Raw genomic sequence first — 14,480 nt, 5'->3', positions numbered from 1 at the left:
TATCACCGCTTTCCCCGCTTCACGATCCGATCGATCGCATCGATCACATCGATTACATCACGTTCGATCATTTTCGGATAAAGCGGAAGTGTAATGATCGCTTCGTAGTGGCGCTCAGCTTCCGGACAAAGACCTCGTCGATAGCCCAGACCGGCGTAGTAAGGATGCCAGTATACCGGAATGTAATGGACATTAACGCCGATGTTTTCTCGGATAAGCGCATCGAAGATTTCACGTCGCGTGATCGATAATGCCTCTAATCGTAAACGCAAGACATATAAATGCCAGCTTGAAGAGCCATCTGGAGATTGATAAGGAACGATCAAGGCATCGTTATCAGCAAAAGCTGCATTATACATGGCGGCGTATTTTTTACGTAGAACGATAAACCGATCAACCTTTTTGAGTTGGCTTAAACCCAAGGCCGCCTGGATGTCCGTCATCCGGTAATTGTAGCCAAGATCGTGCATTTCGTAGTACCAGGGCCCTTCGTTTTTAGACCACTTTGTTGGATCTCGTACGATTCCATGGGAACGAATCAACCGAAGACGTTCGGCCAAATCTTCGCGATGGGTGGTCACCATCCCTCCTTCCCCAGTGGTGATATGCTTGACCGGATGAAAACTAAAGATCGTCATGTCAGCAATAGACCCAACGCGCCGCCCGCGATAGGTCGCCCCCAGTGCATGAGCGGCATCTTCGATAAGAAGAAGACGATACTGATCGGCGAGTTCGCGCAGTGGCCCTAAATCCGCCGGTTGCCCGGTATAATCGACGGGAAGGAGCGCTTTCGTACGTGACGTGATCTTGCGTTCAACGTCGGCAACATCGATGTTGTATGTGTCCGGCCGAATATCGGCAAATACGGGCACGCCACCCGCGTAAAGCACCGCATTGCTTGTGGCGGCAAAGGTCATCGGGGTGGTGATGACCTCATCCCCAGGACCAATTCCCGCCGCCAACACTGCAGCGTGAAGCGCCGCTGTTCCGCTGGAAAATGCGACGGCATAAGGAGCGCCGACATATTCGGCGAATGCACGCTCAAACGCATCGATCGTTGGTCCCGTCGTAAGGTATGTCCCGCGCAGGACGTCAACGACAGCGTCGATGTCGTCTTCTTCAATCCACTGCGTTGAATATGGCAAATATTTATCGATCATCACTTTCCTCCGCTAAAAGTGCTGCAATATAAGTTCTTAGTTGTTCAACGGTCAACCACTCTCGGTTGGTGTCACTGCTGTAGCGAAAACCTTCGGGAACCGGCTTACCGCCATTGGTGTATTCCTTTTTCCACCAGACAAAATCCGGTTGAATGACGTAATGGTCGTCGTATTCCACGGTACGACGGGCATCATCATCAGGGATCAAGACCTCGTGAATTTTTTCGCCCGGTCGAATCCCGATAATCTCTTGCTCACATTCTGGGCAGATCGCCTTGGCGAGATCAACAACGCGCATACTTGGAATTTTGGGTACAAAGATTTCTCCACCGTGCATCCGATCGAGGCTCGCAAGAACGAAACGGACCCCCTGATCCAAGGTGATCCAGAAGCGAGTCATTCTTACGTCAGTGATTGGAAGCCTGCCGGTTTTTTTTAACCTGATAAATAACGGAACTACACTCCCGCGGCTGCCGACGACATTTCCATACCGAACAACGGCAAAGCGAGTTTTGCGTTCACCTACATAAGCGTTTGCTGCGACGAATATCTTTTCCGAGGCGAGTTTGGTTGCACCGTAAAGATTAATCGGGTTGACCGCTTTATCTGTACTAAGAGCGATGATTTTTTCAACACCACAATCAATAGCTGCATCAATCACATTTTGTGTACCAATGATATTCGTCTTGACTGCTTCAAAAGGATTGTATTCGGCCGCTGGTACCTGTTTTAAAGCCGCTGCGTGAACGACAATATCCACACCGTCAAAAGCTCGGTATAAGCGTTCTTTGTCTCTCACGTCGCCGATGAAAAAACGAATGCGAGGGTCATCGAAAGACTGCGCCATTTCGTACTGTTTTAGCTCATCTCGACTGAAAATGATTACCTTTTTAACAGATTCCTGTAACACTGTGGCTACGAAACGTTGTCCAAATGATCCGGTTCCTCCAGTGACGAGTACGGTTTTTTCTTTGAGAAATGAATACATCCCATTCACCTGTTTCCTATCAGGTAATTTACTTTAATTGTAGATTATTGTCGTTCACTTCGTTGTCGTTCGCTTCGTCTTTTATAAAGCATATGCACCGCCGTTTGAGCCTCAACCATTGCTTCGCGAACTTCATAAACGATGACATCCGCCACCATTACATCATCTCGGTCAACGAGCGCCTGCTCGAGCTGACCGAGATACCCCGCCTCACGCGGCCAGTTAAGCTCGGCAACCTCCTCCGGAACGGCCCGCGCCACTGCGCCGAGCGCATCATACACCCACGACAAGCCGTCAAAAACAGCCGCAAGTGTCGCATAGCCCTTTTCCTTATCCCCGAACTTGATCTCCTCAGCGACGGTATCGCACGCCGCGATGAGTCTGGGTAAATAATCTTTAAGCGAGCCGAGCAACGCTTTAAGTTCTTGTTCCATCGCAATCTCCTCTGCGTGAAATGAAATATAACAACAACCGAGTCGTCCGGACGGCACGGTACAGGTCGGTATAAAAGCGGACGTTTTTCTGCGCAATCTTCTCGTCACGCACGCTTGCGTCGTCGCTATCTGACTCAATATTAGCGGCTTGTATTCTTTCATGCAAGACGGACACGAGGTAACCCAAGAGCTCATCGAGCTCCGTTCGCGACCTGATCTCCGCGTCGAGCCGATCAAGTCTTCGAACGACCTTTTGGACTTGCTTGACGTCTGGCCTCTCAGACTTGATCAAATCGTGTAACTCCCTGGCTGCCTTTCGGGCTTTCCGAATCGGGACAGAGGCGGCATGCAACAGAGCATATTCCTCGTCCAATCCCAGCTTCGGCGGCATTGGCGGTCTATGCTTTTGAATGACTTCTTTAATCTCCCGATCCAGATCGACTTTTTGATCCGCATAGCGCTCCGCGAATTCGCTCAACGGTATAAAAGGAACGCCTTCGATCTTCGCTCCCTGCGCGGTGCTGTTGTAGACGCGGTCGCCGAGTTGATGGACCGCCACAAACGATTCAAACCAGCGCTTCATCGAAAGGTAGACATAATCCGTTGTCAGCATCGAACCGTCGTTGGCCTCGACTTCGATAAGCTTTCTCCCCCCCTGAACAAAAGCATCCAGCGCGCGGCGATGCGGATGGTCGGGCGCATGGGAATATCCGCCCGTATAACCGAGATCTTGACCGACGAGAGTGATCGGACCGGACGTCATTTGCCTCGCCAGGTCCAAAGCGACGTTGGCAACCGAAGGTCCGGTATGGGCGAAGCCCGGATCAAAACCGAGCTTTTCGTTATACCATTTTTGAAACGGCGTTTGCTCCACTTGAAAGACGACCTTTGGCCCGCGGTATTGTCTTAAGATTTTATAATAGATCATCGGCGAATAAAACAGCGGAACATCGAGATCAGGGACGCGTTGAAAATGAGCATGGTTGGCCGGCATTCCGTCGACGGAAACGACGAGATGCGGCCGCACGCCGTACCGGACCAGCGTCGTAATCGCCGAACCGGCAGCGATCAACAGCGCGCGCTCGCGGAGCCAGTGAAGCTCGGGCAATGCGTGCGCCAGCGAAGGACCGGCGGCGAGGATGATGGCCGGAACGTCCCACCGCGCCTTAAATTCGTTAAACGGCGTCGAACGCGCGGCGTGGCGCATGTTGAGCAAGTAATTGTAATGCCACTGCAATGAAAAGCTGATGAGCGTGTTAAAGCCGACCTGATGAATGCGGGCCAGCTCCAAAAGCCAACGCTCCAGCTCGGCGATCTCGTCGCCAGCGATCTGGCGATAATTGGGCGCGACGTCAACGCGAAAGCGAGACAGATACCCATTGTGAAAAAGCTGCCCTAGATAACGCTGCAGTTCGTTACGTTGCGACGCTTGAAAAACTTTGATCCGCTCATCGCCGTGATTCTTCAGAACATTAGAGGCCCGAAGGCGCGCGTAAAGTTCGGCCATCGGCTCGATCAAGACAAAGCGATCGTCTTCGGTCGCCCGGACGCGCAACGCCGGAAGCAGGTAGCCGAGCCCGGCACCGATGACGATGTGCAAAAACCCCGGCCGATGGATCACCTCGGCAAAGCGCTGGGCCTCCCGAGCGGGATCATACGGGCTATGTATGTAGTACGCGCGACCGTTGCGGATGACTTTGACCGTTGTTTCGCCGTTCCTCGCGGTTTCATACGCGAGTTCCTGGGATCGTAATGCGGGATTGGCTTCGCGCACCGCCAGTCCTCCTTAGAGACTTAACGTTCCTGTATCGAAGTCGAAGTCCCAAAGATAAAGACGGCAAGGAGAGAACCGTGCGTTCTCTCCTTGCGACCATCGATCGATTCATGTCTTTGTCACGCCGGCTTACCGAAGGAGCTGCAACACGCCCTGCGGCACCTGGTTCGCCTGCGCGAGCATCGCCTGCGCGGCCTGCGAAAGGATGGTGTTCTTGGTGAACTCCATCATTTCTTTGGCCATATCGACGTCCCGGATGCGCGATTCAGCGGCGGCGAGGTTTTCCGAGGCAGTGCTGAGGTTGTTAATCGTGTGCTCAAGACGGTTTTGAAGAGCACCGAGCTTGGAGCGCTCCTGCGAGACTCTTTCAATTGCGCTGTTGATCGTCGTAATGGCTGCATTAGCACCAGTTTGACTCGTGATATTCACAGAACTTAAGCCAGTGAACGCCGACACCTTCATCGTCGCGATCGTCAGAGTAACGTTTTGATCGGCATTCGCTCCGATGTGAAACTTTTTACCACTAAAGGTACCATCCAGCAATTTTTGTGTGTTAAATTCCGTTGTGTTGGCAATGCGATCAATTTCGGCTTTCAGAGCGTCTACTTCTTGTTGAAGCGCTTGTCTGTCCTCATCTACGTTCGTGTCGTTCGCCGCTTGCACGGCCAGTTCGCGCATGCGCTGCAGGATGGCGTGCGTTTCGTTGAGCGCGCCTTCCGCCGTCTGGATGAGGGAGATGCCGTCCTGGGCGTTTTTCACCGCCATGTCGAGACCGCGGATCTGCCCGCGCATCTTCTCCGAGATGGCGAGGCCCGCCGCGTCGTCGCCGGCGCGGTTGATGCGAAGCCCGGAGGAGAGCTTTTCCAGCGACTTGGCGACGTTCGAGTTGTTGAGCGTGAGCATCCGGTAGGCGTTCATCGCCGAGATGTTGTGGTTGATGCGCATCGCCATTCCTCCTTGAATGGGTTTTCCCGCCTCCGTGCGGGGGCCGGCCGCCGCATGGCGCCCTGCGGCGCCGGCTTCATCCTCATGTATCGGACGGAGCGCCGGAGCCGTTTAGCCCTTTGCGCCGCCTTCGACGCACGATTTTTTACGATCATGACGATCGCGGCCGGGGCCCTTCGCCGTGACCCCCTCCCCGAGGACGCGCGCTTACGCGCGGACGACGGTAAGGCCGACGACCTCCGCCCATCCCGCCCGGCGGAGCGCCGCCGCGCAGGCGTGCAGCGTGCTCCCCGTCGTGTAGACGTCGTCGACGAGGAGGACCCGCGCCCCCGGCGGGCGGCCGTCGTCCCGGGAGACGTAGAGCGTCTCCGCCCGCCTAAGGCGCGCCGCCCGGCCGAGCGACGCCTGCCGCCGGCCGTCGTCGGGCCGCACGAGAAGCGCCCGCACCGGAAGGCCGCTCGCCCGGCTCAGGGCCCGCGCCAGCGCCTCCGCCGGGTTGAACCCCCGGGCCCGTTCCCGCGCCGCCGCCATCGGCACGAACGTCACCGCGTCAAAAGAGTCATGCGCAAAATGATGCAGATAGGCGAGGATGAGGAGGCGCGAAAGGGGCCGGAAGAGACCGAGCTCCCGCCCGTATTTGTAGCGGTGAAGCAGCTCGCGCACCGTGGCGGTGAGCGTCACCGCGCTCCGGTTCAGGGCGAGGGCGGTCCCGTGACGGGCGTCCGCGCGCCACCGCCGGCAGTCGGCGCAGAGCCCGTCGCCGGCGCCGGGCGGCGGGGACGGCGGCCCGGGCGGCGCCCCTCGATGCCCCAAGGCTGCACGACCGTCGCCCGGCGTCCCGCGCGCCGGACCGGGGGCGAGGTCGCGCAGCCGCGGATCACGAAGCGACCGGCCGCAGTGGGCGCAAAGGGGCGGCGCCGGCGCGGGCACGTCTTCCCGGCACCGACCGCAAAAAAGATCGCCCAGCGGATGGTCGTCCTCCGCGGCAAAGGGCACGCCGCAGAGAAGGCACGCCGCCGTTCGCCGGAAAAAAAGCGCCGAAAGCGATCGCACCCGGGCGAGGGCTTCGGACGACCGCATCCCCCGGACGATCGACCCGAGAAGCGTCCGCCCGCGCTTTTCCCCCGCCGGAAGGAGCGCCGCAAGGCGCGGATCATCGGCGGAAAGTTGCTGCGCCGCCGGCGCCGCCTCCGCCAGGCGGTTCATCGCCGCGATGTGCCCTGCCGCCCGGCGGATCCCCTCCGTCTCTTCGGCGGCGAAAAACGCCACCGCCCCCGCGTCGTCTTCGGCCATCCGCCCTGCGCGCCCGGCGATCTGAATGAGCGTCGGCGCGTCGAACACCCGGGCGTCGGCGTCCAGGACGACGACGTCGCTCCCGGCGACGGTCACCCCGCGCTCCAGGATCGTCGTCGTGACGAGGACGTCGAGCGCCCCTTCGCGAAAGGCGCGCACCTTGGCGTCGCGCCCGTCGTCCCCGGCGTGCGTCCCGGCGATGCGCACGCCATCCGCCCGCGACCCGTCCGGCACCGCCTCCGCGGCGCCCGACGGGTCGGAACCGGCGGCAGCCCGGCCGGCATCCGCGTCCGCCCGGCCCGCGGCGTTGAGCGCCGAGGCAAGGGCCGCCACGGCCTCTGGCACGTCGGCGACGCGCGGCACGAAGGCGAACACCCGCCGCCCGCGCCGGAGCCGTTCGCGGATGAAGTCGAGGGCGGCAGCCGGCATTCTGACGGCCGATCGCCCGCCCTCGCCGCGAAAGATCGGCCGCTTGAGACGGATGACCTCCGGCTCCGGCAGCGGCCGGCCGTGATGGCGGAGCGGCACGATGACGACCGCCCCGCCCGAGGCCTGCACGTCCGCGAGATCTTCCGCGCTCGGCGTGGCCGTGACGATCACGATCCGCCCGCCCGGCCGAAGCGCACGCCGGACGGCCCGCGGAAGAAACGGCTCGGCCGTATACGGAAAAGCGTCGGCCTCATCGACGATGACGACATCGAAGAAGCGTTCGAAAAGAAGCGCCTGATGCGTCGTCGACAGCGTGAGCGCCGACGCCTCGGCGAACGCCTCGGCCCCGCCGTAGAGGGCGACGACCGCTCCGGGAAACGCGGCCCGGAGCCGGGGCCACAGTTCCAGCACGACGTCGCGCCTGGGCGTCGCCCAGAGGACGCGCCGCCCGGCGGAAAGAAGCGCCTCGACCGCCGGGAAGAGCATCTCCGTCTTCCCCGCGCCGGTCACCGCCCACAGGAGGAGCGCCGGCGGCGGGGCTTCTTCCGCCGTCCCGCGGCAAGGCGCATTTTCGGAAGCGGCCATCGGCGCCGATTCCGCCAAAGCGCCGCCCGGGCGGTCCCTCTCTTCGGTGAAAGCGCCGGCGACGAAGGCGCGGACGGCCTCCGCCGCCTGCCGCTGCGCGGGCGTAAGGCGCGCCCGCCAGGACTCCCCACCGGTCCCGGCGGCGCCGGCTACGGCCGGCGGCCGGGCCTTTTCCCCGAACCGGGCCGCGTCCCGTTCGCGATCGCCGGCCGCTCCGGCCTCCCCCGCCTCCGGCGCCTCCGCCGCCTCTGTCTCCGGGCGCTCCGCCGGGCGCCCATCCGGCGCCCGGCCCGACCGCACCGCCGGCGCCACCGTCCCCGACGCCCCGGACGCCTCCGCCGCCCGGAAGACGGCGGTGCAGCCCCGCACGGGGCCGAGGGCGGCGCACGCGGGGCAGAAGACGTCCTCCGTCCCGCAATCGGCGCAAAGGTGCGTCTCCACCGTCCGGGACGCGGTGCCGCAGCGGCGGCAGACGAAGACGGGCGCGCCGTCCCGGACTTCGAGGCCCATCCCCGCCGCAAGCCGAAGCGACCCTTCGTCGAGGAGCGCCTGGACGAGGAAAAGCAGCGCTTCCTCCCGGGAAGCAAGATCCGAACATTCCGTCCTTTTAAGCCGCCGGACAAGCTGCTCGAAGGTGAGCACCCGCCCCGCCACCGCTTCGAGGAGGCACGATCGGGCCGCCGCGAACGCCGGCCCATCCGGCAGGGCCTCCAGGGCGGGCGCGCCAGCCCGATCGCCGGCGGCCGGCGGGAACGACGCGTCCCCCGACGCCGATCCACCCGTCGGATCGCCCACGGCCGATGCGCCGGTTGGGCCGCCGGCGAGCGGCGGGCCCGCCGCTTCATTGGCATCCGGCGGCGCCGCCGGCGCCCGCTCCGGCCGCGAAGGCGAAGCCGCCAGCCAGGCCGACCAACCGACGTCGAAGCGCCGGTCGGCCTCCCGGAGGGCCGCCTCCGCCGTCTCGGCGCGGCCTTCCGCAAGGGCCGCCATCGCCCACTCGGCGACCGCAAGCGGCACCATCGGCAAAAGGGGCGCCGCCTCCGCCGGGTCGATGCCCGCCCGGGCGAGGCCCGCAAAAAACGCGGACGGCGACACGACGGGCCGGACCGTCCCCCGCACCCGGAACAGGGCCATCCGCACGGCCATCCCTCCTCGCCTTAGGTCGATGCGGCGCCGGACGCGATCGGTTCGGCGAACGGCGATCGGTTCAGACCGTCCGCTTTTTAGGCGGTCCTAGCGCCCTTCCTCCGGACCGCCCCCTTCTGCCGCCGGATGAGCGGCCCGCGCCGCATCGCCCGCCGGCCGATCCGCTCCCAGCGCGCCGAGGAGGCGGCGAAGATCGGCCCGCGGCGCCGCCGCCGCCCGGTTCGCCCAGGCGATCTCCGCGTACAGCTCCTTCCGGAAGACGCCGACCTCCCGCGGCGCCCGGATGCCGAGCCGGACGCCGCCCCCCTCAACGCCGAGGACGACGATCTCGATGGCGTCGCCGATGACGATCGCCTCGCCGACCTTTCGCTTCAGGACGAGCACGCCGCCTCACCCCCGCCCCTCGGCCGGCTCGGGCCGCTTCGGAAAAAGCGGCATGCGCGTCGAGTAGGGGACGTCCTCGAGGACGACCTGTTCGCCGAGGCGCGTCCGGACGTTCACGACGATCGGCGCCCTGAGGTTGATCGTCGACGCTTCCTTTGGCGAGCGCACGGTGACGACGGCGAGGACGACAGCGTCCTCCGGCGCCTCCCACGGCCCGAGGCGATCTTTCACGTCGTCCGGAAGCGCGAAGGCGTAGTCCGGGTAAAAGGCGTACGGATTCGCGACGGGAAGCGCCACCGCCGGCGCCTCCGCCGCCTCGAGCACGTAAAAAGGCGGCGCCTCCTCAAAAAGCCGCCAGCGCGTATAGGTCTGAAAGCCGGGAAGCCCCCGGCGAAAGGTGATCACGGGGTCGTCCACGGACGCCACCCCCCGACGTCATCTCCCGGCCGCCTCACCGCCCGCGGACCGACATCCGTTCCGCCGTTGCCGGCCCTCGTCCCGGCCGCTTCCCGCATCCCTTCACAGGAGCATCTCCAGGCTCGGCGCCGGCCACGGCGGAAGCACCCGGTCGTCGACGACGGCCGCAAAGCGAAGGCGCGGGGCAGCCGTCGGCACGATCCGGACCTCCCCCGGAACGTAATCGATCTCCGGCCGCCGGGGACGGATCTCGATCTCGACGCCGCCCCGTTCCCACGCGATGCGAAGGGCGCCCGGGTCGTAGGCGAGGCGCACCGCGCCGGCGGACGGCTCGAAGCGAAGCCCCGGCGGCGGAGGCGGAGGCGGGAAGGCCCGGTCGCGGGCGATGTCGGCGATCGCCCGGCCGCCGCCCGTCCCCGCCTCGATGCGGGCGAGGCGCCGGCCTTCCTCCGCCCGCCGGGCGATGCCTTCGAGGGCCCCTTCGCGCCCCGCCTCGGCCGCCCGCCGCGCCGCCTCGAGGGCGCCGAGCCGGCCGAGGGCCGCCCAGGCCCCGCTCTGGTCGATCGAAAGCTTTGGCGGCGTGCGCTCGATGCGCATCCTGGCCGGCACCTGGCGGATCGAGACGTCGGCGGGCGGCTGGCGGATGAGAAGCTTCCCCGGCCGCCGTTCGATCGCGATCGCGGCGCGGGTCGCGCCGATGATGAGCCGCACCCCGGGCATCGACCGCCCGCTCCTTTCCTCCCCGGTCTTCTGCTCGCGCTTCTTCCGCCGCCCGGCGCCCATCCGTCCCCATCAGCGCAAAAAGTCGACGAGCGTCGGCAAAAGCACCCGCGCGCCGGTGGCGAGCGCCGCCCGGTGGACGTTTTCCTGCATGTTGAGGCGGGTGATCGTCTCCGCGATGTCGACGTCGGCCTGGCGGGAGAGGAGTTCTTCCGTGATCGCCGTCTCCCCTTCGAGGCGCCGCATCATCATCTCGAGGCGGTTTTCCACCGCGCCGAGCGTCGTATGGGTGCGCAAAAAGCGATCTTCGTGATCGTCGAGGGCGCCGAGGAGATCGCCGACGGCCTGGCCGCCTTTCAGGCGCTCGACGACTTTATCGAGAAACGCAAAAAACGGATCGCCGTTTCGGTCCGGCGTGTTGAACAGCGTCTTGCCGATGACGTTCATCGGGAGGTCGATGCCGGGCTTGAGCGTCGCCTCGATCACGGCGTCGTTCCCGCCGGGATTCTGGACCGCCGGTCCCGCCGCCTCCCGGAAAACCCTCTTCGTCGGATCGGCCGGATCCGGCCCGTAAGGCGGCTCCCCGGTGTTCGTCCCGGCGAACAGGAAGCGCCCGCCGATGGACGTGTTGGCGATCGCGCCGAACTGTTCCTTGATCTGGGCGATCTCGGCGGCGAGCGCCGCCATCGCCTGTTCGCCGAGGGTGTCGCTCGCCCCCTGCACCATCTTCTCCCGAAGCGTCTTGAAGAGGTCCTCCGCCTCAAAAAGCGCCGCGTCCGTCGCCCGCACCCAGCTCAAGAGCGTGTCGCCGTTTCGCCTGTACTGCTCGATCGCCCGAAGCTCCGCCTGCCCCCGGAGCGTCATCACCGCCGTCACCGGATCTTCGGACGGCTTAAGCACGCGCTTTCCGGTCGCGAGCTGCCCCTGCAGCCGGCCGAGCCGCGCGAGCGACCGCGCGTAATTCGCCAGAAACTGCGACGCGAGCATCCCGTGGGTCACGCGCACGCCCATCCCCCCTTTCCGCGCCGAACGTCGCCCTGGCCGCGCGCCCGGTCATCCCGATCCGCGCCGGCCGCCTCCATCCGCGCCGACGGCCAGGGCGGCCGAAGTCGCTCCCGAGCCGCCCGACCGGCCCTCCGCCGCGGTCAGCCGAACCGCCCGATCCGCGCCGGCAAGCGTCCCGGCCGCCCGATCCGCGCCGGCCGCCCGATGCGCCGGCCCCCCCGTCATGGACGAAGGGGCGGTAGAACGGCCGCCCGATGCGCCGGCCCCGTGCCCGCTTACCGCCCGACGAGGCCGGTGCCGTTGATGAGCCGATCGAGGAGCTGGTCGATGGCCGTAAGGGCCCGAGCCGCGGCGCTGTAGGCGTGCTGGTATTCGATGAGCTTCGTCATCTCCTCGTCGAGGGAGACGCCGTGGACCGACTGCCGCTGGCGATCGACCTGCTCGACGAGCGTCGCCTTCATCTCCCGCAGGTGGTCGGTCCGCTGGGCGTCGATGCCGAGGCGGCCGATGAGGCTGCCGTACGCCTCGCCGAAAGCCTCGCCGGTCGGAAGCCCCGGAAGCCCCGCCGTCCGAAGCGCCGCCAGCGCCTTCGCCGTTCGGCCGTCGGCGATGCCCGTCGGCGGGGCGCCGGCGGCGGCGAGGAGGGTCCGGTCCCGGACCAGCAGGGGGTTGACGGCGACGTCGCCGATCCCGCGGGCCTCCCAGACGTACGCCGACCCCGGCGGGTCCGCGTTCGGATCGAGAAACTGCGCGTCCGTCCACGAAAGGGTCCCGCTTTGCAGCTGATCCCAGACCGCCGGATCGAGCGTCTCCAGCCACGACCGGCTCACGAAAAACGGAATGTTGCTCGGGTCCGTCTTTCCGGCAAGAATGTCCCGGAGGTTCACCCCGGCCATGTGGCGCCGGTTGACCTCGGCTTGAAACGCCCGGGCGAGGGCGTCGTAGCGTCCCTGAAGATCGGCGAGCACCCGGTCGCGGGCCTCCATCGCCGCCTGGAGCGTGCCGCCGCGGGCCTGAAGCGCTTCTCCGCCGAGCGCCACCGTCGTCCGCCCGGCGCCGTCCGTCCCGATCTCGAGGGGCCGGACGTCCGTCCCGTCGACGAGCGTCTTGCCGCCGGCGATCGTCACCCGGATCATGCCGTTTCCGAGGTCGACGACCTCGAGATCGACCCGCGCCGCAAGCTCGTCCAGAAGGTGGTCCCGGGCGTCCTCCCAGTCGTTCGTCATAAGGCCGTGGGGCCTGAGCCGCCCGATCTGACCGTTCAGGTCGGCGATGCGCCGGGCGATGGAGTTCACCTCTTCGGCGATCTGGCGCACCTGGAAGTCGAGGTCGCCCCGGATGCGATCGAGCGACTCGGCGATGTGCCAGAAGGCGTCGACGAGGCTCTGGGCCGCGCCGATCGCCTGTTCCCGGGCCTCCCCCCGCTCGGCGTTCAGGGCGAGGTCGTCGAACGCCCCGAAAAAGGCGTCCGCGGCCGCGAGAAGCCCCGTCCCGCCGAGCTCGGGATCTTCCCGGAGCACCGCCTGCAGCCGGTCGTAGACGTTCGAGAGCGTCTCGTAGTACGCCGCCGCCGCCCGCTCCTCCCGGTACTGCCGGTCCAGAAACCCGTCCCGGAGGCGGGCGATCCGCGCCACGTCGACCCCCATCCCGATCTGCCCCGGCAGCGCCCCCATCGTGAGGCCCGGATAAGGGAGCGGCCGGGCGGCGACGAGCTCCGCCCGCTGGCGGGTGTAGCCGTCCGTGTTGGCGTTGGCCACGTTGTGTTCCGTCGTCTGGAGGGCCGCCTGCTGGGCGAAAAGCGCCCGGCGGGCGATCTCGACGCCGGTAAAGGTCGAGCGCATCCCCATCCCCCTTTCGGGCCGAAGGCATTGCATTGCCCGTCGTCTCGCGTGCCCGCCGTCTCGGTGCCGCTTGCCGCGCCCCGGCGTCGCTCCGGGGCAGGCGACCCCCTGGCCGGCGCGAACGCCTCGTCCGCCCGAACCGTCCACCGGAATCGTCCGTCCGAACCGTCCGGGGCAAAAGGCGCCGCGCTCGGCCGATCGCTCCGAAGCCGGCGTCCCGCTTCGCGCCGGCGCCGCCTTACGCCCGCCCGTCGAACAGGGCGCCGCCGTCCCGGGGCACCTCCCGCCCCGGCGGGGCGTATCCCGCGCCTTCGCCGGCGCCGGCGTACAGCTTGATGAGCGCCTCGATGGAGGAAAGCGAAAAGGCGATCAGCGCCTGGTTGATCTCGTTGGCCGCCCGAAGGCGGGCGATCCGGTCCCGAAGCGCCGCCCGGGCGCCTTCCAGCCGCGTTCGCGCCTCTCCGGGCGCAAGCCGCTCGATGAGATCCTGCAGGGTCCGGGGCGCCGCATTCCCCCGGCCGGTCGCGGCCGCCCAGCGTCCGACCGCCTCCGCCCGGCGCGCCTCCAGCTGTTCGGCAAGGCGGACGAGGGCCATCTCCTCCGCCACCGCCTGCTCGAGCGCCGGCACCTCTCCGGCCGTGAGGGAGGCGCGCTTTCTTTCGGCCGCCGCGATGAGGGCGTCGTGCACTTTGATGAGGTCCTCCAGCACGTCGATCAAAGCGGAGAGCGCCGCCGCATCCGGACGGCCTTCCGTCCCGCGTTCCGGTCCGTCGGTCCGCATCGCTCCCCCCGCCTTCGCCCCGCCGGAGTTCACCGCTCCGCCCGCCGGCCGCCGGCCAGCGCGCGCAGGAGGGCCTCGGCGATCGCCGCCGGATCCGGGCGGTAGGCGCCTTGTTCGACGGCCTGCCGGAGGGTTTGAAGGCGCTGCGCCCGATCGCCCGCCACGCCGAAGACCGGCGCGCCCCCCGAAGCCGGGGCGGAAGAGGGGCCGGCCGGAGCCGGCCCCGCCGCCGCGGGGCCCTCCGAAGCCGAGGCGCCGGCGCCGGCGGCCGGAGACCGCGCCGGCGCCGGCGCGCCGGTCGGGGGCGAAACGGCCGGCACCCCGCCCGGAACCGGCGCCGGCGTCGCGCGCCCGGCGCCTTCGACCGAAAGCGCCCGCGCCGCCGGCGAGATCTCCAGCCGGTCTTCGGCCCGAAGCGCCCGATGCGGCGGGGGCGTCCGGCCGGCGCTAGCCCGGCTGGCCTCCGCCCGGTAGGCGCCGGCGCCCTGCGTCGGATCGATTTTCATGCCGCATCCCCCGCTTTCGGCAACTCGAGCGCCGCCTCGCTTTACCGTCAGTATCGGCCGAACGGCGGCAAA

Annotated in this window: 14 protein-coding genes; all 14 read right to left on the bottom strand. The window is 66.1% G+C overall.

Annotation, left to right across the window (positions count from 1 at the left end):
• Nucleotides 1-2 precede the first annotated feature (2 nt).
• A complete protein-coding gene (gene pseC / locus SA87_RS12510) occupies nt 3-1,160 on the bottom strand; it encodes a UDP-4-amino-4,6-dideoxy-N-acetyl-beta-L-altrosamine transaminase (RefSeq protein ID WP_082718150.1) in 1,158 nt (385 codons plus the stop codon).
• Complete coding sequence (gene pseB, locus SA87_RS12505) at nt 1,150-2,148, bottom strand: UDP-N-acetylglucosamine 4,6-dehydratase (inverting) (RefSeq protein WP_082718151.1); 999 nt, start codon at nt 2,146-2,148, stop codon at nt 1,150-1,152. The genes pseC and pseB overlap by 11 nt, the downstream gene beginning before the upstream one ends.
• 44 nt (nt 2,149-2,192) lie before the next feature.
• Nucleotides 2,193-2,582, bottom strand: coding sequence for a hypothetical protein (locus SA87_RS13005; RefSeq protein WP_066441276.1), 390 nt, complete (start codon nt 2,580-2,582; stop codon nt 2,193-2,195).
• Nucleotides 2,566-4,356, bottom strand: a complete 1,791-nt coding sequence (locus SA87_RS02520; protein ID WP_066198714.1) for a motility associated factor glycosyltransferase family protein — start codon at nt 4,354-4,356, stop codon at nt 2,566-2,568. The genes SA87_RS13005 and SA87_RS02520 overlap by 17 nt, the downstream gene beginning before the upstream one ends.
• A gap of 129 nt (nt 4,357-4,485) precedes the next feature.
• Entirely contained in the window at nt 4,486-5,301 is an 816-nt protein-coding gene (locus tag SA87_RS02515; protein WP_066198710.1) for a flagellin N-terminal helical domain-containing protein, read from the bottom strand.
• A gap of 207 nt (nt 5,302-5,508) precedes the next feature.
• Nucleotides 5,509-8,754, bottom strand: coding sequence for a helicase-related protein (locus SA87_RS13415; protein ID WP_169816890.1), 3,246 nt, complete (start codon nt 8,752-8,754; stop codon nt 5,509-5,511).
• Nucleotides 8,755-8,841: 87 nt separating this feature from the next.
• The gene (gene csrA / locus SA87_RS02505) at nt 8,842-9,138 is read right to left on the bottom strand and encodes a carbon storage regulator CsrA (RefSeq protein ID WP_066198702.1); all 297 of its coding nucleotides are present in this window, start codon (nt 9,136-9,138) and stop codon (nt 8,842-8,844) included.
• A 6-nt stretch (nt 9,139-9,144) separates the two neighbouring features.
• Nucleotides 9,145-9,555, bottom strand: coding sequence for a flagellar assembly protein FliW (gene fliW, locus SA87_RS02500; protein WP_066198771.1), 411 nt, complete (start codon nt 9,553-9,555; stop codon nt 9,145-9,147).
• Nucleotides 9,556-9,657: 102 nt separating this feature from the next.
• Complete coding sequence (locus SA87_RS02495; protein WP_156516476.1) at nt 9,658-10,275, bottom strand: DUF6470 family protein; 618 nt, start codon at nt 10,273-10,275, stop codon at nt 9,658-9,660.
• Between the two features lie 72 nt (nt 10,276-10,347).
• Nucleotides 10,348-11,280: a flagellar hook-associated protein FlgL gene (gene flgL, locus SA87_RS02490; RefSeq protein WP_066441027.1), complete on the bottom strand. Its 933-nt coding sequence runs from the start codon at nt 11,278-11,280 to the stop codon at nt 10,348-10,350.
• Between the two features lie 48 nt (nt 11,281-11,328).
• Complete coding sequence (locus SA87_RS13410) at nt 11,329-11,505, bottom strand: hypothetical protein (RefSeq protein WP_169816889.1); 177 nt, start codon at nt 11,503-11,505, stop codon at nt 11,329-11,331.
• Nucleotides 11,506-11,555: 50 nt separating this feature from the next.
• Complete coding sequence (gene flgK / locus SA87_RS02485) at nt 11,556-13,121, bottom strand: flagellar hook-associated protein FlgK (RefSeq protein ID WP_066198690.1); 1,566 nt, start codon at nt 13,119-13,121, stop codon at nt 11,556-11,558.
• A 238-nt stretch (nt 13,122-13,359) separates the two neighbouring features.
• A complete protein-coding gene (locus SA87_RS02480) occupies nt 13,360-13,902 on the bottom strand; it encodes a flagellar protein FlgN (protein ID WP_066198687.1) in 543 nt (180 codons plus the stop codon).
• 29 nt (nt 13,903-13,931) lie between these two features.
• Entirely contained in the window at nt 13,932-14,408 is a 477-nt protein-coding gene (locus tag SA87_RS02475) for a flagellar biosynthesis anti-sigma factor FlgM (protein WP_066198684.1), read from the bottom strand.
• Nucleotides 14,409-14,480 lie beyond the last annotated feature (72 nt).

This window comes from Hydrogenibacillus schlegelii, assembly GCF_001653195.1.
Classification (GTDB): domain Bacteria; phylum Bacillota; class Bacilli; order Thermicanales; family DSM-22653; genus Hydrogenibacillus; species Hydrogenibacillus schlegelii.
Note: the sequence above shows the minus strand (reverse complement) of the source record. Positions and strands in the feature narration are given on the sequence as shown.

Excerpts from the sequence above, each read along its gene's own strand:
- flgK (WP_066198690.1), bottom strand. The coding sequence starts at position 13,121 with ATGCGCTCGACCTTTACCGGCGTCGAGATCGCCCGCCGGGCGCTTTTC.
- SA87_RS02495 (WP_156516476.1), bottom strand. The coding sequence starts at position 10,275 with ATGCCCGGGGTGCGGCTCATCATCGGCGCGACCCGCGCCGCGATCGCG.
- SA87_RS13415 (WP_169816890.1), bottom strand. The coding sequence starts at position 8,754 with ATGGCCGTGCGGATGGCCCTGTTCCGGGTGCGGGGGACGGTCCGGCCC.
- SA87_RS02480 (WP_066198687.1), bottom strand. The coding sequence starts at position 13,902 with ATGCGGACCGACGGACCGGAACGCGGGACGGAAGGCCGTCCGGATGCG.
- pseC (WP_082718150.1), bottom strand. The coding sequence starts at position 1,160 with ATGATCGATAAATATTTGCCATATTCAACGCAGTGGATTGAAGAAGAC.
- SA87_RS02515 (WP_066198710.1), bottom strand. The coding sequence starts at position 5,301 with ATGCGCATCAACCACAACATCTCGGCGATGAACGCCTACCGGATGCTC.
- SA87_RS13410 (WP_169816889.1), bottom strand. The coding sequence starts at position 11,505 with ATGACGGGGGGGCCGGCGCATCGGGCGGCCGGCGCGGATCGGGCGGCC.
- SA87_RS02475 (WP_066198684.1), bottom strand. The coding sequence starts at position 14,408 with ATGAAAATCGATCCGACGCAGGGCGCCGGCGCCTACCGGGCGGAGGCC.
- pseB (WP_082718151.1), bottom strand. The coding sequence starts at position 2,148 with ATGTATTCATTTCTCAAAGAAAAAACCGTACTCGTCACTGGAGGAACC.
- SA87_RS13005 (WP_066441276.1), bottom strand. The coding sequence starts at position 2,582 with ATGGAACAAGAACTTAAAGCGTTGCTCGGCTCGCTTAAAGATTATTTA.